Origin of the sequence: Streptomyces sp. NPDC059874 (assembly GCF_042731135.1) — a bacterium.
Lineage (GTDB): Bacteria > Actinomycetota > Actinomycetes > Streptomycetales > Streptomycetaceae > Streptomyces.
In genome coordinates this window covers 1-22,823 of sequence record NZ_JBHWJY010000114.1, presented here as the reverse complement: position 1 = coordinate 22,823, position 22,823 = coordinate 1, and the positions used below count along the sequence as shown (strand labels likewise).

The 22,823-nt window shown below is 71.1% G+C and carries 21 protein-coding genes and 1 pseudogene; 11 read left to right on the top strand and 11 right to left on the bottom strand.

All coding sequences use genetic code 11. From position 1 onward, the window contains the following. Window positions 1–17 precede the first annotated feature (17 nt). Window positions 18–173 (top strand): annotated as a pseudogene (locus ACFV9H_RS38050) (ABC transporter permease); the annotation flags it as partial. 7 nt (window positions 174–180) lie between these two features. Here ACFV9H_RS38050 and ACFV9H_RS38045 read toward each other — a convergent pair. Continuing rightward, window positions 181–1,563 (bottom strand): glycine--tRNA ligase, encoded by a 1,383-nt coding sequence (locus tag ACFV9H_RS38045; RefSeq protein WP_385407915.1) that lies wholly within the window; start codon window positions 1,561–1,563, stop codon window positions 181–183. Between the two features lie 156 nt (window positions 1,564–1,719). Here ACFV9H_RS38045 and ACFV9H_RS38040 point away from each other — a divergent pair, with 156 nt between their 5' ends. The 4 genes from ACFV9H_RS38040 to ACFV9H_RS38025 are packed head-to-tail and all read left to right on the top strand — an operon-like array spanning window position 1,720 to window position 4,852. Further along, window positions 1,720–2,685: a metal ABC transporter substrate-binding protein gene (locus ACFV9H_RS38040; protein ID WP_385407913.1), complete on the top strand. Its 966-nt coding sequence runs from the start codon at window positions 1,720–1,722 to the stop codon at window positions 2,683–2,685. Between the two features lie 29 nt (window positions 2,686–2,714). Next, a complete protein-coding gene (locus tag ACFV9H_RS38035; RefSeq protein WP_385407920.1) occupies window positions 2,715–3,506 on the top strand; it encodes a metal ABC transporter ATP-binding protein in 792 nt (263 codons plus the stop codon). Further along, entirely contained in the window at window positions 3,506–4,369 is an 864-nt protein-coding gene (locus tag ACFV9H_RS38030) for a metal ABC transporter permease (RefSeq protein WP_385407911.1), read from the top strand. The genes ACFV9H_RS38035 and ACFV9H_RS38030 overlap by 1 nt, the downstream gene beginning before the upstream one ends. A 51-nt stretch (window positions 4,370–4,420) precedes the next feature. After that, window positions 4,421–4,852, top strand: coding sequence for a Fur family transcriptional regulator (locus ACFV9H_RS38025; protein ID WP_385407909.1), 432 nt, complete (start codon window positions 4,421–4,423; stop codon window positions 4,850–4,852). Here the strand turns inward: ACFV9H_RS38025 and ACFV9H_RS38020 are convergent. From ACFV9H_RS38020 to ACFV9H_RS37995, 6 genes are all read right to left on the bottom strand, one after another. Then, a complete protein-coding gene (locus tag ACFV9H_RS38020; protein WP_385407906.1) occupies window positions 4,849–5,397 on the bottom strand; it encodes a hypothetical protein in 549 nt (182 codons plus the stop codon). The two genes, ACFV9H_RS38025 and ACFV9H_RS38020, sit on opposite strands and share 4 nt — an antisense overlap. A gap of 22 nt (window positions 5,398–5,419) precedes the next feature. Further along, window positions 5,420–5,944, bottom strand: coding sequence for a hypothetical protein (locus ACFV9H_RS38015; protein WP_385407903.1), 525 nt, complete (start codon window positions 5,942–5,944; stop codon window positions 5,420–5,422). Between the two features lie 23 nt (window positions 5,945–5,967). Then, a complete protein-coding gene (locus tag ACFV9H_RS38010; protein WP_385407901.1) occupies window positions 5,968–6,789 on the bottom strand; it encodes an isoprenyl transferase in 822 nt (273 codons plus the stop codon). Between the two features lie 11 nt (window positions 6,790–6,800). Next, on the bottom strand, window positions 6,801–7,547 hold the full coding sequence (recO, locus tag ACFV9H_RS38005) for a DNA repair protein RecO (protein WP_385407899.1): 747 nt from the start codon (window positions 7,545–7,547) through the stop codon (window positions 6,801–6,803). 85 nt (window positions 7,548–7,632) lie between these two features. Continuing rightward, entirely contained in the window at window positions 7,633–9,210 is a 1,578-nt protein-coding gene (locus ACFV9H_RS38000; protein WP_385407897.1) for a nucleobase:cation symporter-2 family protein, read from the bottom strand. A gap of 740 nt (window positions 9,211–9,950) precedes the next feature. Beyond that, complete coding sequence (locus ACFV9H_RS37995; protein WP_385407895.1) at window positions 9,951–10,646, bottom strand: TerB family tellurite resistance protein; 696 nt, start codon at window positions 10,644–10,646, stop codon at window positions 9,951–9,953. A 185-nt stretch (window positions 10,647–10,831) separates the two neighbouring features. Between ACFV9H_RS37995 and ACFV9H_RS37990 the strand changes: the two genes are divergently transcribed. Beyond that, entirely contained in the window at window positions 10,832–11,590 is a 759-nt protein-coding gene (locus ACFV9H_RS37990) for an SDR family NAD(P)-dependent oxidoreductase (RefSeq protein ID WP_385407893.1), read from the top strand. Window positions 11,591–11,656: 66 nt separating this feature from the next. Here the strand turns inward: ACFV9H_RS37990 and leuA are convergent, their stop codons facing one another. After that, window positions 11,657–13,420, bottom strand: coding sequence for a 2-isopropylmalate synthase (gene leuA, locus ACFV9H_RS37985; protein ID WP_385407891.1), 1,764 nt, complete (start codon window positions 13,418–13,420; stop codon window positions 11,657–11,659). Between the two features lie 364 nt (window positions 13,421–13,784). Between leuA and ACFV9H_RS37980 the strand changes: the two genes are divergently transcribed. From ACFV9H_RS37980 to ACFV9H_RS37965, 4 genes are all read left to right on the top strand, one after another. Further along, a complete protein-coding gene (locus ACFV9H_RS37980) occupies window positions 13,785–14,858 on the top strand; it encodes a M4 family metallopeptidase (protein WP_385407888.1) in 1,074 nt (357 codons plus the stop codon). 10 nt (window positions 14,859–14,868) lie between these two features. After that, complete coding sequence (locus ACFV9H_RS37975) at window positions 14,869–15,138, top strand: protealysin inhibitor emfourin (RefSeq protein ID WP_385407885.1); 270 nt, start codon at window positions 14,869–14,871, stop codon at window positions 15,136–15,138. A 54-nt stretch (window positions 15,139–15,192) separates the two neighbouring features. Then, window positions 15,193–15,999, top strand: coding sequence for a GNAT family N-acetyltransferase (locus tag ACFV9H_RS37970; protein WP_385407882.1), 807 nt, complete (start codon window positions 15,193–15,195; stop codon window positions 15,997–15,999). 100 nt (window positions 16,000–16,099) lie between these two features. Beyond that, window positions 16,100–16,756: an SAM-dependent methyltransferase gene (locus ACFV9H_RS37965; RefSeq protein ID WP_385407880.1), complete on the top strand. Its 657-nt coding sequence runs from the start codon at window positions 16,100–16,102 to the stop codon at window positions 16,754–16,756. A gap of 4 nt (window positions 16,757–16,760) precedes the next feature. Here ACFV9H_RS37965 and era read toward each other — a convergent pair whose 3' ends face one another. From era to ACFV9H_RS37950, 3 genes are all read right to left on the bottom strand, one after another. After that, a complete protein-coding gene (era, locus tag ACFV9H_RS37960) occupies window positions 16,761–17,711 on the bottom strand; it encodes a GTPase Era (RefSeq protein ID WP_385407917.1) in 951 nt (316 codons plus the stop codon). Between the two features lie 1,193 nt (window positions 17,712–18,904). After that, the gene (locus ACFV9H_RS37955) at window positions 18,905–20,248 is read right to left on the bottom strand and encodes a beta-xylosidase (RefSeq protein ID WP_385407878.1); all 1,344 of its coding nucleotides are present in this window, start codon (window positions 20,246–20,248) and stop codon (window positions 18,905–18,907) included. A 63-nt stretch (window positions 20,249–20,311) separates the two neighbouring features. Continuing rightward, window positions 20,312–21,352: a GlxA family transcriptional regulator gene (locus ACFV9H_RS37950; RefSeq protein ID WP_385407876.1), complete on the bottom strand. Its 1,041-nt coding sequence runs from the start codon at window positions 21,350–21,352 to the stop codon at window positions 20,312–20,314. A 71-nt stretch (window positions 21,353–21,423) separates the two neighbouring features. Here ACFV9H_RS37950 and ACFV9H_RS37945 point away from each other — a divergent pair, with 71 nt between their 5' ends. After that, a complete protein-coding gene (locus tag ACFV9H_RS37945; protein ID WP_385407874.1) occupies window positions 21,424–22,740 on the top strand; it encodes an MFS transporter in 1,317 nt (438 codons plus the stop codon). The last annotated feature ends 83 nt before the right edge of the window (window positions 22,741–22,823 follow it).

Below are 22,823 nucleotides of genomic sequence, written 5' to 3'. Positions count from 1 at the left end.
GTCGAGAGCGCACGCACGTGACCCTGACACTGCCGCCACCGACCAAGGCCGCCCCCGCGCCGGCCGCCCACCCCGACGAGGACCTCCAGGCCCTCGCCCGCCGCCACGGACTCACCGTCAGCGGCGCCCGGCCGCCCCTCCCCGCCTACGTCCGCGAGCTCTGGGCCCGCCGGGGCGGAACTAGCAGCCGAGCAGGCGGCTGCCGAGGTAGGTCTGGATCTGGTCCAGGGAGACGCGCTCCTGCTTCATGGTGTCGCGCTCGCGCACGGTCACCGCGTTGTCGTCCAGGGTGTCGAAGTCGACGGTGACGCAGAACGGCGTACCGATCTCGTCCTGGCGACGGTAGCGGCGGCCGATGGCGCCCGCGTCGTCGAACTCGATGTTCCAGTTCTTGCGCAGGTCGGCGGCGAGGCCCTTGGCCTTCGGCGACAGCTGCGCGTTGCGGGACAGCGGCAGGACGGCGACCTTGATCGGAGCCAGGCGCGGGTCGAAGCGCATCACGGTGCGCTTCTCCATGACGCCCTTGGCGTTCGGGGCCTCGTCCTCGTTGTACGCGTCGAGCATGAAGGCGAGCATGGCGCGGTTGACACCGGCCGCCGGCTCGATGACGTACGGGGTGTAGCGCTCACCGCTCTCCTGGTCGAGGTAGGAGAGGTTCTGGCCGGAGGCCGCGGAGTGGGCCTTGAGGTCGAAGTCGGTGCGGTTGGCCACGCCTTCGAGCTCGGAGAACTCGCTGCCACCGAAGTTGAAGCGGTACTCGATGTCGGCGGTGCGCTTCGAGTAGTGGGACAGCTTCTCCTTCGGGTGCTCGTACCAGCGGATGTTCTCCTCGCGGATGCCGAGGTCGCGGTACCAGTTCCACCGCTCCTGCATCCAGTACTCCTGCCACTGCTCGTCCTCGCCCGGCTTGACGAAGAACTCCATCTCCATCTGCTCGAACTCGCGCGTGCGGAAGATGAAGTTGCCGGGGGTGATCTCGTTGCGGAAGGACTTGCCCATCTGCGCGATGCCGAACGGGGGCTTCTTGCGCGAGGTGGTCTGCACGACGGCGAAGTTGGTGAAGATGCCCTGGGCGGTCTCGGGGCGCAGGTACGCCTTCGAGCCGGTGTCCTGGGTCGGGCCGAGGTGGGTCTCCAGCATGCCGGAGAACTGCTTGGGCTCGGTGAACTGGCCCTTCACACCGCAGTGCGGACAGTTGATGTCGGCCAGGCCGTTCTCGGGCAGCCGGCCGTGCTTGGCCTCGTACGCCTCTTCCAGGTGGTCGGCGCGGTGCCGCTTGTGGCAGGCGGTGCACTCGGTCAGCGGGTCCGAGAAGGTGGCGACGTGGCCGGAGGCGACCCATACCTCGGGGGCCAGGATCACGGACGAGTCGATACCGACGATGTCCTCACGCCCGGTGACCATCGCCTTCCACCACTGGCGCTTGATGTTCTCCTTGAGCTCGACACCGAGCGGGCCGTAGTCCCAGGCGGCCTTGGAGCCGCCGTAGATCTCACTGCACGGGAAAACGAAGCCACGGCGCTTGCTCAGGCTGACGATGGTGTCGATCTTGTCGGCGGCCACGGTGCTCTCTTCATTACGAGGACGAACGGCGAAGTCTTTAGGTTACCGGCGCCCGCACCTCCCCTTTCAAATCGGGACCCCCCTTCCGCGACCCCTCCGCGGGCCCCCCACCAGGGTTTTTGACAATCGTTTCCATCTTTGATGAAAATGGATGTCATGAACGTACGACGCCTCATACCCTCCGCCGCCCTCGCCGCCGCCGTCGCCCTCGGCGCCACGGCCCTCACCGCCTGCTCCGGTGCCGGTGGCGACAAGGACGGCAAGCTCGACGTGATGGCGTCGTTCTATCCGATGCAGTTCCTCGCCGAGCAGATCGGCAAGGACCACGTGAAGGTCAACGCCCTGACCAAGCCGGGCGTCGAACCGCACGACCTGGAGATCACGCCGAAGCAGACCGCGCAGCTCGGCGAGGCCGACGTGATCCTCTACCTCAAGACCCTGCAGCCGGCCGTTGACAAGGCCGTGGCCCAGTCCGGCGTGAAGAACGTCGTCGACGCCGGCACCCTCACCAAGCTGGAGGCCCACGGCGCCTCCGGCCACGACCACGGCCACGAGGGCGAGGGCGAGGCGGGCCACGACCACGGCCACGAGAGCGAGGCCGGCGAGGACCCGCACATCTGGCTCGACCCCGCCAAGTACGCCGAGGTCGCCCAGGGCGTCGGCAAGGCCCTGGAGAAGGCCGACCCCGACCACGCGGCGGACTACAAGAAGAACACCGACGAGCTGGTCGGCAAGCTGACCGCGCTGGACACCGAGTTCAAGGACGGCCTGAAGAACACGGCCTCCAAGACCTTCATCACCACCCACTCCGCCTTCGGCTACCTCGCCGAGCGCTACGGCCTGGACCAGGAGGGCATCGCCGGCGTCGACCCCGAGGCCGAGCCCAGCCCGGCCCGGATCAAGGAGATCCAGGAGATCGCGAAGAAGGACAATGTCTCCACGGTGTTCTTCGAGACCCTGGCCAGTGACAAGACGGCCAAGACCCTCGCGACCGACACCGGCCTGAAGACCGACGTCCTCGACCCGCTCGAGGGAATCACCGACAAGTCCCAGGGCGCTGACTACTTCGAGGTCATGCGGTCGAACCTGAAGAACCTCCAGAAGGCGCTCGGAGCCAAGTAATGACAGCAGCAGCAACGGAGGCGCGAGCCATGCAGTCCACGCCGCGACCGGCTGACGACCAGCCCGTCATATCCCTGCGCGGGGCCACTGCCTCGCTCGGCTCGCGCCCCGTGCTGCGCGGGATCGACCTCACCGTCCGCCGCGGTGAGGTCGTCGCCCTGCTCGGCGCCAACGGCTCCGGCAAGTCCACGGCCGTCCGCGCCGTGGTCGGCCAGGTACCGCTGACCGACGGCGACCTCTCCCTCTTCGGTACGGAGTTCAAGCGCTTCCGCGACTGGTCGCGCATCGGGTACGTCCCGCAGCGCACCACCGCCGCCAGCGGAGTCCCGGCCACCGTACGAGAGGTCGTCTCCTCCGGACGCCTCGCCCGCTCCCGCTTCGGCGCCCTGCGCAAGGCCGACAAGGCCGCCGTCGAGCGGGCCCTGGCCCTGGTCGACATGGACGCGCACGCCGACGCCTCGGTCAACGCCCTCTCCGGCGGCCAGCACCAGCGCGTCCTCATAGCCCGGGCCCTCGCCGTCGAGCCCGAACTCCTGATCATGGACGAGCCGATGGCCGGCGTGGACCTCGCCAACCAGGAGGTCCTCGCGAACGCCGTGCGCGAGCAGGTCGCCGTCGGGACCACCGTCCTCCTCGTCCTGCACGAACTGGGCCCGCTGGAGCCCCTGATCGACCGCGCCGTCGTCCTGCGCGACGGCTGCGTCGTCCACGACGGCCCGCCCCCCGAGGCCGTGGGACAGCACGCGCTGCCCGGCCACGACCACGTACACCCCCACGCGGCGCACGACGCCGAGCCCCTGCGGACGGGACTGCTGAGCTGATGGACCTCCTGACCTACGCCTTCATGCAGCGGGCCCTGATCGCCGCCGCACTGGTCGGCATCACGGCGCCCGCCATCGGCACGTACCTCGTCCAGCGCCGTCAGGCCGTCATGGGCGACGGTCTCGGCCATGTCGCCATGACCGGTGTCGCCCTCGGTTTCGTCCTCAACACCAGCCCGGTGTGGATGGCCACGCTGGTCGCCGTCGTCGGCGCCGTCGGGATGGAGCTGATCCGCTCCCGCGGCAAGACCAGCGGAGACGTCGCGCTCGCCATGCTCTTCTACGGCGGCCTGGCCGGCGGCGTGATGATCATCAGCGCGGGGGGCGGCTCGACGGCCAGGCTCCTCAGCGCCATGTTCGGCTCGATCACCAACGTCGCCTCCGAGGACGTCGTCGCGATGGCGCTCCTCGCCGCCTTCGTGCTCGCCGTCACCATCGGCCTGCGCAGGCAGCTCTTCGCCGTCTGCCAGGACGAGGAGTTCGCCCGGGTCACCGGCCTGCCCGTCCGCGCCCTGAACCTGCTGATCGCGGTCACCGCCGCGGTCACCGTCACCGTCGCCATGCGCATCGTCGGCCTGCTGTTGGTCAGCGCCATGATGGTGATCCCGGTCGCGGCCGCCCAGCGGCTCACCCGCGGTTTCGCCGCCACCGTGGGTCTGGCCATCGCCATCAGCCTCACCGTCTCCGTGTCCGGCACGGCGGCCACGTACTACATCGACGTACCCTCGGGCGCCACGATCGTGCTGCTCGCGATCGGCGTCTTCATGGTGCTGACGGCCCTCTCCACCCCACTGGCCCGACGCCGGGCGAAAGCGGCCCGCGCCGCCGAAGAGGTGTGTACGCGGGACGACGTGAAGGTCTAGGGCGCACGGCCGCCTGGCACAATGGCCGCAGGCCTATACGAGGAGGAACCGGTGGCGACTGCGCCTGGCGAGATGAACGCGCCAGTACGAGGGCGATCCACTCGGCAGCGGGCCGCCGTGGCGGCCGCGCTGGACGAGGTGGACGAGTTCCGCAGCGCTCAGGAACTCCACGACATGCTCAAGCACCGTGGCGATTCCGTGGGCCTGACCACCGTGTACCGCACCCTCCAGTCGCTCGCGGACGCCGGCGAGGTCGACGTCCTGCGCACCAGCGACGGCGAGTCCGTGTACCGCCGCTGCTCCACCGGGGACCACCACCACCACCTGGTCTGCCGCAAGTGCGGCAAGGCGGTCGAGGTGGAGGGCCCGGCGGTGGAGAAGTGGGCGGAGTCCATCGCGGCCGAGCACGGCTACGTGAACGTGGCCCACACGGTGGAGATCTTCGGCACCTGCGCCGATTGCGCGGCCGCCGCCGCCGTCTAGATCCGCCGCAGGTTCGCGTCCAGCAGCGCCCGCAGGCCGTCGACATCCGCCGGGGGCCGGAGGCCGCGCTTGGGCAGGACCGTCATGGCCACCGCCCCCTTGTCGTCGCTGAACATGACGAACGCGCCGTCCGTCTCCGCGTACGTGGGCTGCGCGGCCCAGCTGATCCGCGCCTCGGTGGTGGCCGTCTTCACCACGACCCCGGAGCCGTCGACGGCCGTGCGGCACTCGCCCGCCTTCTCCAGCAGCCCCCGGAAGGCCCGGGCCTGGATCCGGGGGCCGAACAGCGGGAATCCGCACAGCACCACGGCGGCGGCGAGGAAGCCGGCCCCCCTGGCCGCGGACTCGTCCCTCGCGATCGCCGACACACCGATGAGCAACGAGAGCAGCCCGATCACGGGGAACATCCACCGCCTGCGGCGCCCGGCGGCCGTCCGTGAGTCCCGCAGGCGCACCGCCTCCGCGAGGTCCGTCGTGGTGATCCGGTAGGCCAGTTCGACCGTCTCCGCGACGGGTCGCGTCGCGTCGTCACTATCCATGTTCATGACAGGCGACCCTACCGGCCCGCTAGAGCCGCTTCAGGTTCCGTTCCAGGACCGCCCGCACCCGGTCGACGTCGGACGGAACCAGGGCCCCCCGCTTCGGCAGCCAGCCCAGGTCGCCTTTGCGGTGGACGAAGACGAAGAGGTTCCGCGTCTCGGTCCAGCCCGCGTACCGCTGCCATGCGGAGGTGGCCGCCGTCCCGTCGGGCCGGTGGTTCCGCGTACCCGCCTCGGTGACCACGCACCTGTACTCGGGGTGCTCCGCGGCCCAGCGGTACATCCGGCGCGCCGACCGCCACAGTTCCAGGCAGAGGCAGACGGCACCCAGGACCAGCCCCACCCCACCCGCGAAGGCCAGCCCGGCCGGTTCCGTCCCCCGGCCGTGCTGGACCACGATCAGCGCGAGCGGCACCGAGGGGATCACCACGAGCCACAGCAGCAGCTGCTTGCGGCCGCCCGGCGCCCTCAGGGCGCGCCACCGCAGCACTTCCCACACGTCACGGCGGGACGCGCCGTAGTACAACTCCACCGCCCGATCGGTCATGTCCACGGTGACGGAGCCTAGCGGAGGGTTCAGCTCGCGGAGCCCTCCGGCTGGTTGGGGACGGCGCCGCCGAAGCGGCGGTCGCGCTGCGCGTACTCCAGGCAGGCCGCCCAGAGGTTGCGGCGGTCGAAGTCGGGCCACAGCACGTCCTGGAAGACCATCTCGGCGTACGCGCTCTGCCAGATCAGGTAGTTGGAGGTGCGCTGCTCGCCGCTGGGGCGCAGGAACAGGTCCACGTCCGGCATGTCCGGGTAGTAGATGTACTTCGCGAAGGTCTTCTCGTTCACCTTCGACGGGTCCAGCTTCCCGGCCGCGACATCGCGGGCGATGGCCTGCGCCGCGTCCGCGATCTCCGCGCGGCCGCCGTAGTTCACGCAGAAGTACAGGGTCATCGCGTCGTTGTCGACGGTCTGCTCCTGTGCGATCTGGAGTTCCTGGACGACCGACTTCCACATCTTCGGCATGCGGCCGACCCAGCGGATGCGGATGCCCAGCTCGTTCATCTCGTCGCGGCGGCGCCGGATGACGTCGCGGTTGAAGTTCATCAGGAAGCGGACCTCGTCGGGCGAGCGCTTCCAGTTCTCCGTCGAGAAGGCGTACAGGGAGAGGTTCTTGACGCCCATCTCCAGGCAGCCCTTGAGCACGTCGAGCACGACGCCCTCGCCGACCTTGTGCCCTTCGGTGCGCGGCAGGCCGCGCTCCTTGGCCCAGCGGCCGTTGCCGTCCATGACGATGGCCACGTGGTTCGGGATCAGCTCGCCGGGGATCTTCGGCGGGACCGCACCGGACGGGTGCGGCTCGGGAACCTTGTACTCGCGGCGAGAGCGTCCCAGAATCCCGCGTCGTGCCATGTGCCCAGCTCCTATTTCTCGACGTATCGCAGGGAGCGTAGCCCGCGCTCCAGATGCCAGTGCAAATAGGCCGAGACCAGCCCGCTGCCCTCCCGCACGTGACGCGCCTCGCACGCGTCGGCATACCCCCAGTCGCCCGTCAGCAGGGCGCTGAGCAAGGCGATGGCCTCCGACGAGGGTACGACGCTACCGGGCACGCGGCAGTCCCCGCATATGATCCCGCCCGCGGCGACGGAGAAGTGCCGGTTGGGGCCGTGGATCCCGCACTTCGCGCAGTCCTGGAAGCTGGGCGCGTAGCCGTTGACGGCGAGGGAGCGCAGCAGGAAGGCGTCGAGGATGAGGTGTGGTTCGTGTTCGCCGCGGGAGAGGGTGCGCAGGGCGCCGACGAGCAGCAGGTACTGCTGTACGGCCGGCTCGCCCTCGTTCTCGGTGAACCGCTCGGCGGTCTCCAGCATCGCGGTGCCGGCGGTGTAGCGGGCGTAGTCGGTGACGATGCCGTTGCCGTACGGGGCGATGATCTCGGTCTGCGTGCAGAGCGGGAGGCTGCGGCCGATCAGCTCGCTGCCGCGGGCGAAGAACTGCACGTCGGCATGGGAGAAAGGTTCCAGCCGGGCGCCGAACTTGGATTTCGTACGCCGTACGCCGCGCGCGACGGCCCGTACCCGGCCGTGGCCCCGGGTGAGCAGCGTGATGATGCGGTCCGCCTCACCCAGCTTCTGGGTGCGCAGCACGATGCCGTCGTCGCGGAACAGACTCATGCGCCCATTGTCACCTGTACGGGCACAGCGATGGCCCCTCGTCCGGATGGGCGTCCGGACGAGGGGCCAGCACCCCTTGGGAGGATCAGGAGGCGGGCGTCTCCGCGGCGTCCGCCTTCGCGACGTCCACCTTCTCGGAGTCGGCTGCCTTGTCGGCGACGGTCGCCTTCTCGGCGTCGTCCGCCTTCGCGACGTCGTCCGCCTTCGCGACGTCGTCCGCCTTCGCGACGTCGTCCGCCTTCTCGGCGCCGGCCGGGGCCGCCACCGGCTGGGCCGGGAGCTCGATCTGCGGGGCGCCGTGGGCGTCGTCCTTGCCGAGACCGTTGAAGATCAGGTTGAGGACGATGGCCGCCGTGGCACCCAGGGTGACACCGCTGTTGAGGAGCGAGGAGAGGTCCGGGTCCATGTGCTCCTTGAAGAGCACCGGGACGGTCGCGGGGAGCAGGGCGAAGGCGAGGGAGACGCCGACGATCAGCGCGTTCTTCTCCTCCTTGAGGTCCACCTTGGCCAGGGTCTGGATACCGGCCAGGGCGACCATGGCGAACATGACGGTCGCGGCGCCGCCGAGGACCCCGTGCGGGACGGCGGCGACGATCGCGGCGGCCTTGGGCAGCAGACCCAGGATGATCATGAAGACACCGGCTGCGACGACCACGAACCGGCTCTTGACCTTCGTCATCCGCACCAGGCCGACGTTCTCGGCGAAGGCGACGTACGGGAAGGAGTTGAGGACACCACCGAGGGCGGTCGCGGCGCCGTCGGCACGCAGGGCGCGGGCCACGGTCTCGCTGTCGACCTCCTTGCCGACGATGTCACCGACGGCGTAGGTGTCACCGGTCGTCTCGACCATGGTGATCAGCATGACGATGAGCATCAGGACGATCGGGAACCACTCGAACTTCGGCATGCCGAAGTTGAAGGGGGTCGTGACGCCGATCCAGTCCGACTTGCTCACGTCGCCGAACTTGGCGTCCCCGAGGGCGAAGGCGACGGCGGTGCCGACAACGAGGCCGAGGAGGATGGAGATGCTGGAGAGGAACGGTCGGCCGATCTTCATCAGGATGAGGATGAAGAGCATGGTGCCGCCGGCGTAGGCGAAGTTCTTCGGGTCACCGAAGTCGGGGGTGCCGAGGCCGCCCGCCGCGTCGTTCAGGCCGACCGGGATCAGGACGATGCCCAGAACGGTGATCACCGTGCCGGTGACGACCGGCGGGAAGAGTCGCATGACGGTCCGGAACGCCTTGGCCGGCAGCCAAGCGAACGCGAAGGTCGCGATACCGGCGGTGATGACCGCGCCGTAGATGACGAGCAGGGCTGCGGTTCCACCCCCCGCGCCGAGGCCGATGGCGATCATCGGGGAGACGGCCGTGAAGGTCACGCCCTGGATCAGCGGCAGTCGCGCGCCGATCCGGCCGATGCCGAAGGCCTGGATGATCGAGGCGATACCGCAGGTGAAAAGGTCCGCGTTGATCAGATAGACGAGCTGTTCAGGGCTCAGCTTCAGCGCGTTGCCGACGATGATCGGGACGATCACCGCACCGGCGTAGAAGGCGAGTACGTGCTGGAAGCCGTACAGCGCGAGCTTGGGGAGGGGGAGCACCTCGTCGACCGGGTGCGTGCTCCGCTCTCCATCGGTGGAAAGCCGGGCGGCGACACGTGCCATCTCTGCCTTGCCCTTCAAAAGGTAGGTAACTGAGAGGAGATCTGGTTATCCCTGGCCGGAGTGGGTCGCTAACCCGTTGATCCGCCAGGGTTGTCAGTACGTTCACGCCGAGTCGCGCTGTGTTAACGGCGCCGTCTTGTCGTGTGACCGGAATTGAACGCCTGTGTGGGGCCTCACAGATATCGTCGACTGCTACAAATTGTTGACGATCAGAGGTTGCAGCTCTGTATGTTCCTACAGTGGTGCGGGCCCGATGACAGGCGTATGCGCAGCGGCGCTCGGAGCATCGCATTCCTCCTGCACGGCAGCGAAGCGCACCTGCCCTGACGTGCGCGTACGAGGTTCGCAGCCGTTCGGCGACGCAAACTCGAAGCCACCGCTCCGGCCGTCCAACTGGTGGACTCCCCATGTGTGGAGGAGTCGCGTCCGGCGTTCACACGGCGTTCACGAGACCCAAAATCGGCCCTGTGAGGCCGGATCGTTACTTCCCACGGGCCGGATTCGGACGGATCGAGTCCGCTCTCCGGGCCGTGGACACCTGCGTCCACGCCGTTAGCCGCTTACCGGATCGATCCGCCCGGTGGGCAACGCGGTGGAGGGACACGTAAAGGCATGCCTCGGACACGGCCTCGTGCGGAACGATGCCGCCCGCGAGCGGCCGCCGACTCGCCGAGCCGCTGCCGCACTGTCGGTACGTGGAGATCCAGGACGCCATCGAGCAGACGCCCCGGTAGGCCCCGTCAGGGCGCCCGGACCGCCGACAGCAGTCGGCCCACCTCGTCCACGTCGATGCGCAGCGCCGCGCCGACGGTGGAGAGCACCTCGCGCTCGGCCGGGGTGTACGGGCCGTCCGCCAGCGCGATCCGGGCGCCCTGGAGCAGGATCGACTCCCGGCCCGGTCCCGCCAGGTGCGGCGCCAGCGGCTCCAGGGCCTCGTGGAGCTCGATGGACAGCGCGGCCCCGCAGCACTCTGGGACGTCGTACAGCCCGAGCCGGCCCTCGTCCGCGGTCAGCGCCGCCACGAGGGCCTCCAGCTGTTCCTCGGTGCACTCGGGGAACCCGGCGGCGCGTACGGCGCCCACCGCGGCCTCCAGCGCCCCGCGGGAGGCGGTCCCGCCCGCCGCGAGCACGGCGAGGCTCACGGTGTGCACGGCGTCGCGCAGCATCGCCGTGAAGCGGGTGGTGGTGAGGTGGTCGAGGACCTCGGTGTCGAAGCGGTCGCGGCAGCCCTGGCACTCGACGACGGGCCCCGCCTGCCCGCGCGGCAGCAGCGGCACCCCGAGGACGGTGAACCGGCGGCGCCCGGTGCGCTTGCGGTAGTTGCGGTCGCCACCGCAGGAGGGGCAGAAGAACTCCCCGTCGCCCACAGTGCTCCAGGTGGTACGGATGCCCCAGACCGTCAGCTTCCGGCCGTCCCCACCCCGAACTGGCAGCACGTCGCACCTCCGTAGCTCCCCCGCAGTCCTTCGGACGCGGGGGGACCCCATCCGGCAACATCGCCGGGTTGGCGTGATGTTAGCCACATAGGTGAGGCCGCGTCAGTCGTGCGACAGGACAACATGTCCCGCCGCCCGGACTTGGCCGATCCGCGCCCCCACCGGCGAGCCCTAGGGTCTGCCCCATGAACGAGAAGTCCTGCCTGGTGACGGGCGCCGCGAGCGGGATCGGCCGGGCCACCGCAGCGCTGCTGGCCCGATCGGGGGCCCGGGTCACCGCGGCCGACATCAATGGCCCCGGGGTCGAGGCCCTGCGTACCGAGCTGGCCGCCGAGGGGCTCGGCATCACGACGGTGACGGGTGACGTCTCCGATCCGGAGGCCAATCGCGCGATGGTCGCTGCGGCGGTCGGGGCGTACGGACGCCTCGACGTCGCCGTGGCGAACGCCGGGGTGCTCCCTCTTTCGGATGTACGTGAGACCAGCCCCGAGGACTGGGACCACGTCATGGCGATCGACGGCCGCGGCATGTTCCTCACGTGCAAGTACGCCATCGAGGCGATGACCGCGCAGGAGCGGCCCGGCGGGTCGCTCGTCTGCGTGTCCTCGATCTCGGGGGTGGCCGGGCAGGCCCGGCAGGCCGCCTACGGCCCGGCGAAGTTCGTGGCGTCGGGACTGACCAAGCACCTCGCGGTGGAGTGGGCGGCGCGCGGGATCCGGATCAACGCGGTGGCCCCCGGCACCATCCGTACGGAGCGGGTGCTGGCGCTGGACGACGAGCCGGGCGGCCCGGAGTACCTGGCGGAGATCTCGGCCGCGCACCCGATGGGCCGGCTCGGGGAGCCGGACGAGGTGGCCCGGGTCATCGCCTTCCTGGCCTCGGACGCCGCTTCGTTCGTGACGGGCGTGGTACTGCCGGTGGACGGCGGCTACCTGGCCCGCTAGTGCTGTGACCGGGAACGCCGGAACCCCGCCCCTCCGGGAGGAGGGACGGGGTTCCCCTACGAGTGGTCAGCGGCCCGCGCGGTTGACGGCGGAGATGACCGCCTTCAGGGAGGCGCGGGTGGTGTTGGCGTCGATGCCGATGCCCCACAGGACCCGGCCGTCGATCGCGCACTCGATGTACGAGGCGGCCACGGCGGAGGCGCCCTCGCTCATGGTGTGCTCGGTGTAGTCCAGCAGGCGGGCGTCGACGCCGATGCCGGCCAGCGCGTCGAAGAACGCCGAGATCGGACCGTTGCCGGTGCCGTTCAGTACGGTGTCCACGCCGTCCACGACCGCCTCGACGGTCAGCGTGTCCGTGCCGTCCTTGTCGGTGGTGGTCTGGCCGGAGCGCAGCTGGATGCGGCCCCACGGGTTCTCCGGGTTGGGCAGGTACTCGTCCGAGAAGACGTCCCAGATGGCCTTCGGCGTGACCTCGCCGCCCTCGGCGTCGGTCTTGGCCTGGATGATCCGGGAGAACTCGATCTGCATGCGGCGCGGCAGGTCCAGCTTGTGGTCGTTCTTCAGGACGTACGCGATGCCGCCCTTGCCGGACTGCGAGTTGACGCGGATGACCGCCTCGTAGGAGCGGCCGACGTCCTTCGGGTCGATCGGCAGGTACGGGACCGCCCACTCGATGTCGTCGACGGTCTTGCCCTGGGCGGCCGCGTCGGCCTCCATGGCGTCGAAGCCCTTCTTGATGGCGTCCTGGTGGGAGCCGGAGAAGGCGGTGTAGACCAGGTCGCCCGCGTAGGGGTGGCGCGGGTGGACCTCCATCTGGTTGCAGTACTCGCTGGTGCGGCGGATCTCGTCGATCTGGGAGAAGTCGATCTGCGGGTCGATGCCCTGCGAGAACAGGTTCATGCCCAGCGTGATCAGGTCGACGTTGCCGGTGCGCTCGCCCTGCCCGAACAGGCAGCCCTCGATGCGGTCGGCGCCGGCCATCAGGGCCAGCTCGGCGGCGGCGACGGCGGTGCCGCGGTCGTTGTGCGGGTGCACGGAGATGCAGATGTGCTCGCGGCGGGTCAGGTTGCGGGCCATCCACTCGAAGCGGTCCGCGTGCGTGGACGGCGTCGAGCGCTCCACGGTGGCGGGCAGGTTCAGGATGATCTCGCGGCCCTCGGCCGGCTGCCAGACGTCGCAGACGGCCTCGCAGACCTCCAGGGCGAAGTCCAGCTCGGTGTCGGTGAAGATCTCCGGGCTGTACTGGTAGCCGAAGGTGGTCTCCGGGCCCAGCAGCTTCTCGGCGTACTCCATGACCAGGCGGGTGCCGTCGACGGCGATCTGCTTGATCTGCTCCTTGGAGCCGCGGAAGACGACCCGGCGGAAGGTCGGGGCGGTCGCGTTGTACAGGTGCACGGTGGCGCGCTTGGCGCCGATCAGCGACTCGACGGTCCGCTCGATCAGGTCCTCGCGGGCCTGGGTCAGTACGGAGATGGTGACGTCGTCCGGGATCGCGCCCTCTTCGATGATGGAACGCACGAAGGCGAAGTCGGTCTCGCCGGAGGACGGGAAGCCGACCTCGATCTCCTTGTAGCCCATGCGCACCAGCAGGTCGAACATCTCGCGCTTGCGGGCGGGGGTCATCGGGTCGATCAGCGACTGGTTGCCGTCGCGCAGGTCGGTCGACAGCCAGCGGGGAGCCTTGGTGACGCGGGCGTCCGGCCAGGTGCGGTCGGGGATGTCCACCTGCTCGTACTGGCCGTACTTGTGGATCGGCATCCCGGAGGGCTTCTGGGAGTGGGTCGCGTTCGTGATGGGCGTGGGGCGACCGACAAAAGGCTGCTGGCTCATGGCGTTGGGCTCCTCGCGTGTCCGCGGTAGTTCGCTGGGACGGCCGACGGCGGTCGTAAAAACCGCAACACCAAACTCCGCGGGGAGGGGGTCGGCCTACGACTACAGACCCTCGCCGCGGCAGCTAAGGAGAAGCAGCCCGAAACGCATGATGGGCCGAGCCTAACCGAGCCGCGCCGTAACGCGAGGACGTGTTTCAGTATGCAAGACCCGCCTGTCCGATTTATACCGAATGTGAGCTAGACCTCGTTCATCCATAGAAGTCCGGCTGATCCGTCAACCCGGCGATGCGGCTTTCGGACATGCGAATGAATCATGGTCGCGGGTAGTGACACGGTTGTGACCCACTGCCACATTGCCGGGCATGGATGCCTCCCACTCTCACCGTCACCCCGTCTTCTGCACCGTCGTGCCGCCGCACCTGCTCGACAAGGCTGCGCTGTCCGCGGACTCCCGGCGCGCCGACCTCGCCCAGCGCACCCTCGAACACGACTCCATGCTGCGCACCCGGCGCCGGGTCACCGCCGTCCGCGGGGTCGCCCCCGGGCTCGGCGCGCCCGCCGGCGACGAACCGCGCCGGACGATCTACGACGCCCAGCACCGCACCCGGCTGCCCGGGAAGAAGGTGCGCGGTGAGGGCGACCCGCTCCACAAGGACGCCACCGTCAACCGCGCGTACGCGGGACTCGGGGCCACGTACGAACTGTTCCTCAAGGGCTTCGGGCGGCGCTCGATCGACGACTCCGGGCTGGCGCTGGACGCGACCGTCCACTACGGCGAGGAGTACAACAACGCCTTCTGGGACGGGCAGCAGATGGTCTTCGGAGACGGGGACGGGGACCTCTTCCTCGACTTCACCGTGTCGATCGACGTCATCGGGCACGAGCTGACCCACGGCGTCACCCAATACACGGCGAACCTGGCGTACCTCGGCCAGTCCGGCGCCCTGAACGAGTCGATGTCGGACGTCTTCGGGTCGCTGATCAAGCAGTACTCCCTGGACCAGACCGCCGAGGACGCCGACTGGCTGATCGGCGCCGGGCTGCTCGGCCCCAACGTCACCGGGGTCGCGCTGCGGTCGATGAAGGCGCCCGGGACCGCGTACGACGACGACGAGCTCGGCAAGGACCCGCAGCCGGCCACGATGGACGACTACGTGACCACCAACCGCGACAACGGTGGGGTGCACATCAACTCCGGCATCCCCAACCACGCCTTCTACGTGGCGGCCACCGAACTGGGCGGCAAGGCCTGGGAGCGGGCCGGGCAGATCTGGTACGACGCCCTGACGGGCGGGGAGCTGGCCTCGAACGCCAAGTTCACGGACTTCGCCCGGCTGTCCACCGCCGCGGCCGCGACCCGGTACGGGGACGGCGGCGCGGAGCACCGGGCGCTGCAGAAGGCATGGTCGGTGGTCGGCGTGCCGATCGTGGGGTAAGACGACTGCCATGCGGATTCAGGTGGTGCGGACGGGCGGCTTCGCGGGCATCGAGCGACGGGCCGAGGTGGACACCTCGGGCCGGCCGGACGAGGACGAGTGGCGGGCGCTGGCCCGGCTGGCGCTCCGACCGGGGCCGCCCGGACACGCGCCGGAGGGGGTGCGCGACGGGTTCTCCTACAAGATCACGGTGGACGGACGGACCGTGTCCTGCCACGACCCGAACCTCTCGGACGCGCAGCGGACTCTGATCACCCGGATCTTGAAGGAGGGCGCCTGAGCCGGGCGCCGGAAAGGAGATGCCCCGGCGGCACCTCGCTGCTTGGATGTCCGGATGACCACGATCTTGGACTCGCTGGAGCAGTACTACGACACGGTGCCCCGGGTGGGCGGCGCACGGGCCGAGGACTTCGGTCCGTTGACCCTGTTCGTCCAGGAGGGCACGGGCTGGCAGTACTACGCCCGGCCCGCGCTCGGCGGTCCCGAGGCGACTTTGGCCGACGTGGAGCGGGTACGGGAGCGACAGCGGGAGCTGAAGGTCCCCGAGGCCTTCGAGTGGGTGGCCGAAACCAGCCCCTCGCTGCGGGCCCCGGTGGAGGCGGCCGGGCTGCACGTCCACGCGCACCCGCTGATGGTCCTGGACCCGGAGGCGGTGCGACTCCCCGCGCATCCCGACGTACGCCTCCTCGGCGCGGACGACCCGCTGCTGACGGCGGCGGTGACGGTCCCGGCCCTGGCCTTCGCGGCCCCCGGCACGGCGATCGGCGAGGCCGGCCCGGCGGAGCTGGCGGCGAGGATGGTCGAGCCGTCGGCCGAGGAAGGCAGGGCCCGGGTATCCGGAAAGATCGCGTCGGGCACGACCGCCCTGGCGGCGGCCGTACGCGACGGCGTCGTGCTCTGCTCGGGCCAGTACAACCCCGTCGGGGACGTCGCCGAGGTGGTGGCCGTCGGCACCCTCCCGTCGGCCCGCCGCCAGGGCCTGGCCCTCGCGGTCACGGCCGCCCTGGTCGCGCAGGCCCTGGAAGGGGGAGCGCGCACCGTCTTCCTCTCGGCGGGCGACGAGGACGTGGCCCGCATCTACTCCCGCATCGGCTTCCGCCGGGTGGCGACGGCCCTGATCGCGGAGCCCCCGGCGGCGTAGCCGCCACGGGCCGGGTTTGCCGGATCGGCAACAAGGTTTGCCGGATCCACCGGGCGGGCGGAGCATCGGAGGGACGCACCCGTAGAGGAAGAAGGCCCCCATGCAGCAGCACGAGCACGCCCAGGAACCCGCCCCGGAACCCGACGGCGGCGCGGAGTTCTGGGACGGCCGCTACAGCGAGAGCACCCGCATCTGGAGCGGCAAGCCCAACGCCCTCCTGGTGCGGGAAGCCGAGGACCTGACCCCCGGCCGGGCGCTGGACCTCGGCTGCGGGGAGGGCGCGGACGCCGTCTGGCTGGCCCGGCAGGGGTGGCGGGTCACCGGCACCGACATCTCGAAGGTGGCCCTCGGTCGGGCGGCCGAGCACGCCTCCGAGGCGGGGGTCGGCGACCGGATCGAGTGGCAGCGGCACGACTTCGCGGAGTCCTTCCCCGACGGGGAGTTCGACCTCGTCTCCGCGTGCTTCCTGCACAGCTACGGGGACTTCCCCCGCGCCCGGATCCTGCGCTCCGCCGCCGCGGCCGTGGCGCCCGGCGGAATCCTGCTGGTGGTCGGCCACGCGGGCAGCCCGTCCTGGGCCCCGGACGCGCACCACGGGATCGCGTTCCCCTCCCCCCAGGAGGTCCTCGCCGAGCTGGAGCCGGCGGAGGGTGCGTGGGAGGTGCTGCGCGCGGAGGAGCACGTACAGGAGATGACCGGTCCGGACGGCCTTCCCGGGACCCGTCCGGACAACGTCCTGAAACTGCGCCGCCGCTGAGCGGCTAGAAGCCCAGCTTGCGGAGCTGCTTGGGGTCCCGCTGCCAGTCCTTGGCCACCTTCACGTGGAGGTCGAGGAAGACCGGGGTCCCGAGCAGCGCCTCGATGTGCTTGCGCGACTTCATCCCGACCTCCTTCAGGCGGGAGCCCTTCGGGCCGATGATGATGCCCTTCTGGCTGGGCCGCTCGATGTAGACGTTCGCGTGGATGTCGAGCAGCGGTCGGTCCGCCGGACGGTTCTCGCGCGGGATCATCTCCTCGACGACCACGGCGATGGAGTGCGGCAGCTCGTCGCGTACGCCTTCCAGCGCGGCCTCGCGGATCAGCTCCGCGACCATGACCATCTCGGGCTCGTCGGTGAGGTCGCCCTCCGGGTACAGCGGCGGGCTCTCCGGCAGCAGCGGCGCGATCAGGTCGGCCAGCAGCTGGACCTGGGTGTCGCCGACGGCCGAGACGGGCACGATCTCCGCCCACTCGATGCCGAGCTCCGCGCCGAGCTGGTGGATGGCCAGGAGCTGTTCGGCCAGCGCCTTGGACTCCACCAGGTCGGTCTTGGTCACGATGGCGATCTTGGGGGTCTTCTTGATCGCCGCGAGTTCCTTCGCGATGAACTTGTCGCCGGGGCCGAGCTTCTGGTCGGCCGGCAGGCAGAAGCCGATGACGTCGACCTCGGCCCACGTGGTGCGCACGACGTCGTTCAGCCGCTCGCCGAGCAGGGTGCGCGGCTTGTGCAGGCCGGGCGTGTCGACGAGGACGAGCTGCGCGTCGGGGCGGTGCACGATGCCGCGGACGGTGTGGCGGGTGGTCTGCGGCCGGTTGGAGGTGATCGCGACCTTGGTACCCACGAGTGCGTTGGTGAGGGTCGACTTCCCCGCGTTGGGGCGGCCGACGAAGCAGGCGAAGCCCGCACGGTGCGGGCTGGTGGACTCGGGGGAACGATCGCTCATACGGGCCATTCTCCCCGATGCGGCTCCCAGCGCCGACCAGGCCACGGTGAAGAGGGCCACCGGGGCCGTGAGCAGGGGATGCGCGGCGTAGTCGGTGCTTCCCCGGGCCGTGGTCCCGTCGGCCCGGGCTCGGACCGTCACCTCGGCCCGTTCCACGGCGGGAGGGCCGGCCCAACGGGCGCTGAGCCGGACTTCCTGACCCGGCAGCAACTCGGCGGGAAGCCCGGCGAGCGGGCGGTCGGTCAAGGTCCGGCCGAGGACTCCGGTGGCGGTGAGCGTGGCGCGGGGGCGGAGGGTGACGTTGCCGATGTTGTGGAGCGTGTACGAGACCTCCGCGCGGGCGCCGTTCCCGTGGACCCGGACCCGCTCGACGGCGAGGGCGGGCGCGGTCGGGCCGGTCACCCGAAGGTAGAGCCGGGCGGCGACGGCCTGCTGGACTCCGATCCCCCGCGGGGTGGCGGCGGGCCGGTCCTCCAGGGCCACGATGGCACCGGGGTGGTCGCCGGGCTCGGCCCGCTCGGGGACGGCGACGGTGAACCCGACGCTGACCGTGCCGCGGGCCGGGACGGTCACCCGCTCCCGTTCGAGCCGCGCCCACGCGGCGGCGGCCCGGCGGGGCTCGTCGGGTCCGCGGAGGGCGAAGCCGCCGTCGCGGGCGGTGTTGTAGGCGTCGGCGGCGTAGAGCCGGAAGGTGCGGGGGCGGTCGCTGCGGTTGGCGAGGGTGACGGCATCGGTGACGGCCCCGCCGGGGGCGGCGGCGAGGTAGAAGTACGGCCGCTGCCCGACGGCATTGGCGACGGGCAACACGGACCACTGCCCGTTGTCGGCGGCCGCGGCCGTCCCTGCGGGGCCGAGCGTCAGGGCGGCGGCGCCGAGCAACAGGGCCGGCGCAAGCCAGGCGCCGCCTCGCGGCAGAGCCCGCCCGAGCCCGGCCCCACCGAGCAACAGGGCCCGCGCCGGTGCGGCTGCCGCTGCGAGGAGCCTTTCCCCCACCCCGCCCCCTCCCGAAGCTCGGGGCTCCGCCCCAAGACCCCGCGCCTCAAACGCCGGCGGGGCTGAAATTGCCCTGCGGGCAATCCAGCCCGCCAGGCGCCGGGCATATCCAGCCCCGCCGGCGTTTGAGGCGCGGGGTGTGGGGCGGAGCCCCGCGTCTTTGAGCCCCGCCGGCGCCCGGGAGGCCCCGCGCAGCGGCAGCCGCGCCGTCACGACAGGGTCAGCGTCAGGACCGCCGTGTACGCGCCCGGCGGGGTGTACCGCGGAACCTGGAGCGTGACGGTGGCGTCGATCGTGAACGTGCCGCCCACCACCTCCGCGTCGGCCGTGGACGCCAGCACCGCCCCCTCCGGCCCCACCACCCCCACGCTGCCCGCCGCGCACGCGCTCGGGCTGCCCGCCGCCGCCACGCACTTCGGCGTCCAGGACAGCGACGCACCCGGGATCCGCACCCCACCCGGCCCCGTGAAGTCGGTGACCTTGCCGATCAGCGACCACCCGGCCGGCCCGCCCCGCGCGTCCGTGACCGTGACCGTGCCGATCCGCCCCGGCGCCGCGCCCCCGTCGCCGTACGGGACCGCCCCCAGGGTGATGTCCTCGCCGGTCTGGGTCATGGCCAGCGCGCCCGGCTCGACGGTGGCGACGACCCGTCGGGAGGTGGTCGGCGTGGCGTCGACGATCGCGTACGCCGCCGGGCCCGAGCCCTGCCGCGCCGACCACGCCGCGCCCTCGTAGGCGACCACGGCTGTCGTCGCCTTGTCCGTGACGGGCAGCTCGGCCACCGCCGTCCCCCGCTCGTCGGCCTTCGCGGTGACCCGGTCCGCGGTCTCCGCGGCGCCCGCCCGCCCGGCGATCGTCACGGCCGAGCCGGGGGCGAAGCCGGCTGCGGTGACCTTGACCTTGGCGCCCGGTTTCCCGGAGGCGGAGGCGAGGAAGACGCTGCGCAGGTTGGCCGTGGGCAGGTCGCTCGCGGTGAGGCGCGCGGAGACGGGTACCGCCGACGGTTCGACGGCGGGGGCGCAGGTGGTGTCGAGGTCCAGCGGGTGGCTGGTGTGCAGGGTGTAGGCGCCCGGGGCGAGGGCCGTCTGCCCGGGGGCGGTGACGGTGAAGGTGCCCGTCATCGTGACGGCAGGCAGGGTCGCACCCGCCCGAACCAAGTCGTTCCGCTTGGCGCCGACCACGGTGACCTCGCCGCTCTGCGCGCCGGAGAGGAGCACCCGCCCGGTCGGGGTCAGCGCGTCGGCGGGGAGTTCGGCGCCCGCCGGGTTGACCGCGGGGCTGGCGGCCACCTGGTAGGTCACGGTGACGGTGTCGCCGACCTGCGGGGCCGGGTTGTCGACGGTGATCCGGGCGGTGGTCGGCCCGTCGGCGGGCGGGAGTCCGGCCTCCTGCGGCGGCAGGCAGTGCGTGGGGAACTCCACTTGGCCCGTGGGGATCTCTCCCTCCGCGGCCGCCGGAGCGCTCAGCGCGCCCCCGCTCGCGGCCGCGAGCACGGCGATGCCGACGGCTGCCGACCATCTTCTGGTTCTCCTGTTGCGCGCCCCTGTTCGCACTGCCCGCCCCCTGGCTTCCGTCCCGCCGACAGGGGGCCATTCACGAGCGGGCGGCGGGAGAAGTCAATGCACGGATCCCGCATCAACTGATGGCCCATCAGGAGATGGCAGGGTGCTTGCCGATTCCCTGAAGGTGCGGCGGTAGGCCGTCGGGCTCACCCCCAACACCGTCTGCACGTGCTTGCGCAGCGACTGGGCCGTCCCGAATCCGCTCTCCCGCGCCACCTGCTCCATCGAGAGCTCCGTCTGTTCCAGCAACTGCCGGGCCCGCGCCACCCGCTGCCCGGTGATCCACTCCCCCGGGCTGACACCCGACTCCTCCCGGAACCGGCGCGTGAAGGTCCGTACGGACATGGCCTCCTGCCGGGCCAGGTCGCTCAAGCGCAGCGGTTCGTGCAGCCGGTCCAGCACCCACGCACGGGCCGCCGTGGTGGTGGCGAGCTGCGGCTCGGGCACCGGGCGCTCGATGAACTGGGCCTGCCCGCCGTCCCGGTGTGGCGGTACGACGGTCCGCCGGGCCACTTCGTTGGCGACGGCCGCGCCGTGGTCGCGGCGCACGATGTGCAGGCACAGGTCGATGCCGGCGGCGACTCCGGCCGAGGTCAGCACGTCCCCGTCGTCGGTGTAGAGCACGCCCGCGTCGACCCGTACGGCCGGGAAGAGCCCCTGGAAGTGCTCGGCGTAGGCCCAGTGGGTGGTGGCCCGGTGGCCGTCCAGATATCCGGCCGCCGCCAGCACGTAGCCGCCGGTGCAGATGGAGACGAGCCGGGTGCCGGGCCGGATGTGCGCGAGGGCCGCCGCCAGCTCGTCGGTCAGCGTGCCGTGCTCGTGCACCGGGCCCAGCTCGTGCGAGGCGGGCACCACCACCGTGTCGGCAGTGGCCAGCAGCTCCGGGCCGTGCTCGACCTGGATCGCGAAGTCGGCGTCGGTGCGCACCGGCCCGGGGGCGAGTCCGCAGGTGAGGATCTCGTACAGCGGCCGCCCGGCCGGGTCCTTGGCGCGGCCGAAGATCCTGTGCGGGATGCCGAGCTCGAAGGGGAGCAGCCCGGTGAGGGCGAGGACGACGACGCGGTGGGGGTGCGGCTTCGACTCCATGGCCTTCATGGCCCGATCATATCGAAGCATGACAGTCAGGCCACTGTCGTACGGGGCCCCCTGGCCCGGAAGCTGTCCGTGTGACGCAGACAGCACCCGCCTCCACGGCCTCCGACGCCACCCCGCAGGCCCCCCGCCGCCCCGGACGCATCCACCGCGCCTGGTTCGCCGCGGCCGTCGCCTTCGTGACGATCATCGGCGCCGCCGCCTTCGCCTCCCTCCCCGGACTGCTCATCGAGCCGTTGCACGAGGAGTTCGACTGGTCGCGCGGCACGATCGGCTTCGCGGTCTCCGTCAACCTCGCGCTCTACGGGCTCACCGCGCCCTTCGCCGCCGCGCTGATGGACCGCTTCGGCATCCGGAAGGTCGTCGCGGTGGCCCTGACCGTCATAGCCGGCGGTTCAGCTGCCACGGTGTGGATGACCTCGTCCTGGCAGCTGGTGCTGTTCTGGGGCGTGTTGGTGGGCCTCGGCAGCGGCTCGATGGCGCTCGCCTTCGCCGCGACGGTGACCAACCGCTGGTTCACCGCCCGGCGTGGACTGGTCACCGGCATCCTGACCGCGGCGGGGGCCTCCGGACAGCTGATCTTCCTGCCGTTGCTGTCCTGGCTGGTGGAACGGCACGGCTGGCGCCCGGCGGCGATCACGGTGTCGTTGGCGGCCCTGGCCGTGGTCCCCTTCGTGTGGCTGCTGCTGCGCGACCACCCGGCGGACGTGGGCCTCGCCCCGTACGGGGGCACGTACACGGCCAAGCCCGCGCCGATCCCGGGCGCGGCGCGCAGGGCCGTGACCGTCCTGTTCAAGGCGGCGCGGACCGGACCGTTCTGGCTGCTGGCGGGCACCTTCGCGATCTGCGGGGCCTCGACCAACGGCCTCGTCAGGATCCACTTCGTACCGGCGGCCCACGACCACGGGATGCCGGTGACGGCCGCCGCGGGACTGCTCGCGGTGGTCGGCGTGTTCGACGTGGTCGGCACCATCGCGTCGGGCTGGTTCACGGACCGCTTCGACGCCCGGCGCCTGCTGGCCGTGTACTACGCCCTGCGCGGGATCTCGCTGCTCTTCCTGCCGATGCTGCTGGCGCCGTCGGTGCGGCCGCCGCTGGTGTTCTTCATCGTCTTCTACGGCCTGGACTGGGTGGCGACGGTCCCGCCGACGATCGCCCTGTGCCGCGAGCAGTACGGGGAGGACAGCGCGATCGTCTTCGGCTGGGTCCTGGCCTCCCACCAGATCGGCGCAGCGGTGGTGGCCTTCCTCGGCGGCCTTGCGCGGGACGCCTTCGGCTCGTACGACCTGGTCTGGTACGCCTCGGGCGCGCTGTGCGCGATGGCGGCGCTGATGGCGATGGTGATCCGGCGCCGTTCGGCGGGGCCGGCCCTTGCCGCGGCGACCCCGTAACGAGCTCAGGCTCCGCCCCGGATCCCGTGCGTGCGCTCCGCGCCCGTCGCCTCAAACGCCGGCGGGGCTGGAAGATCCAGCCC

What these genes read in the sequence shown, in the direction of transcription:
- ACFV9H_RS38040 (WP_385407913.1), top strand. Translation starts at nt 1,720, where the DNA reads ATGAACGTACGACGCCTCATACCCTCCGCCGCCCTCGCCGCCGCCGTC.
- ACFV9H_RS38035 (WP_385407920.1), top strand. Translation starts at nt 2,715, where the DNA reads ATGCAGTCCACGCCGCGACCGGCTGACGACCAGCCCGTCATATCCCTG.
- ACFV9H_RS38030 (WP_385407911.1), top strand. Translation starts at nt 3,506, where the DNA reads ATGGACCTCCTGACCTACGCCTTCATGCAGCGGGCCCTGATCGCCGCC.
- ACFV9H_RS38020 (WP_385407906.1), bottom strand. Translation starts at nt 5,397, where the DNA reads ATGAACATGGATAGTGACGACGCGACGCGACCCGTCGCGGAGACGGTC.
- ACFV9H_RS38010 (WP_385407901.1), bottom strand. Translation starts at nt 6,789, where the DNA reads ATGGCACGACGCGGGATTCTGGGACGCTCTCGCCGCGAGTACAAGGTT.
- recO (WP_385407899.1), bottom strand. Translation starts at nt 7,547, where the DNA reads ATGAGTCTGTTCCGCGACGACGGCATCGTGCTGCGCACCCAGAAGCTG.
- ACFV9H_RS38000 (WP_385407897.1), bottom strand. Translation starts at nt 9,210, where the DNA reads ATGGCACGTGTCGCCGCCCGGCTTTCCACCGATGGAGAGCGGAGCACG.
- ACFV9H_RS37990 (WP_385407893.1), top strand. Translation starts at nt 10,832, where the DNA reads ATGAACGAGAAGTCCTGCCTGGTGACGGGCGCCGCGAGCGGGATCGGC.
- leuA (WP_385407891.1), bottom strand. Translation starts at nt 13,420, where the DNA reads ATGAGCCAGCAGCCTTTTGTCGGTCGCCCCACGCCCATCACGAACGCG.
- ACFV9H_RS37980 (WP_385407888.1), top strand. Translation starts at nt 13,785, where the DNA reads ATGGATGCCTCCCACTCTCACCGTCACCCCGTCTTCTGCACCGTCGTG.
- ACFV9H_RS37975 (WP_385407885.1), top strand. Translation starts at nt 14,869, where the DNA reads ATGCGGATTCAGGTGGTGCGGACGGGCGGCTTCGCGGGCATCGAGCGA.
- ACFV9H_RS37970 (WP_385407882.1), top strand. Translation starts at nt 15,193, where the DNA reads ATGACCACGATCTTGGACTCGCTGGAGCAGTACTACGACACGGTGCCC.
- ACFV9H_RS37965 (WP_385407880.1), top strand. Translation starts at nt 16,100, where the DNA reads ATGCAGCAGCACGAGCACGCCCAGGAACCCGCCCCGGAACCCGACGGC.
- era (WP_385407917.1), bottom strand. Translation starts at nt 17,711, where the DNA reads ATGGCCCGTATGAGCGATCGTTCCCCCGAGTCCACCAGCCCGCACCGT.
- ACFV9H_RS37950 (WP_385407876.1), bottom strand. Translation starts at nt 21,352, where the DNA reads ATGAAGGCCATGGAGTCGAAGCCGCACCCCCACCGCGTCGTCGTCCTC.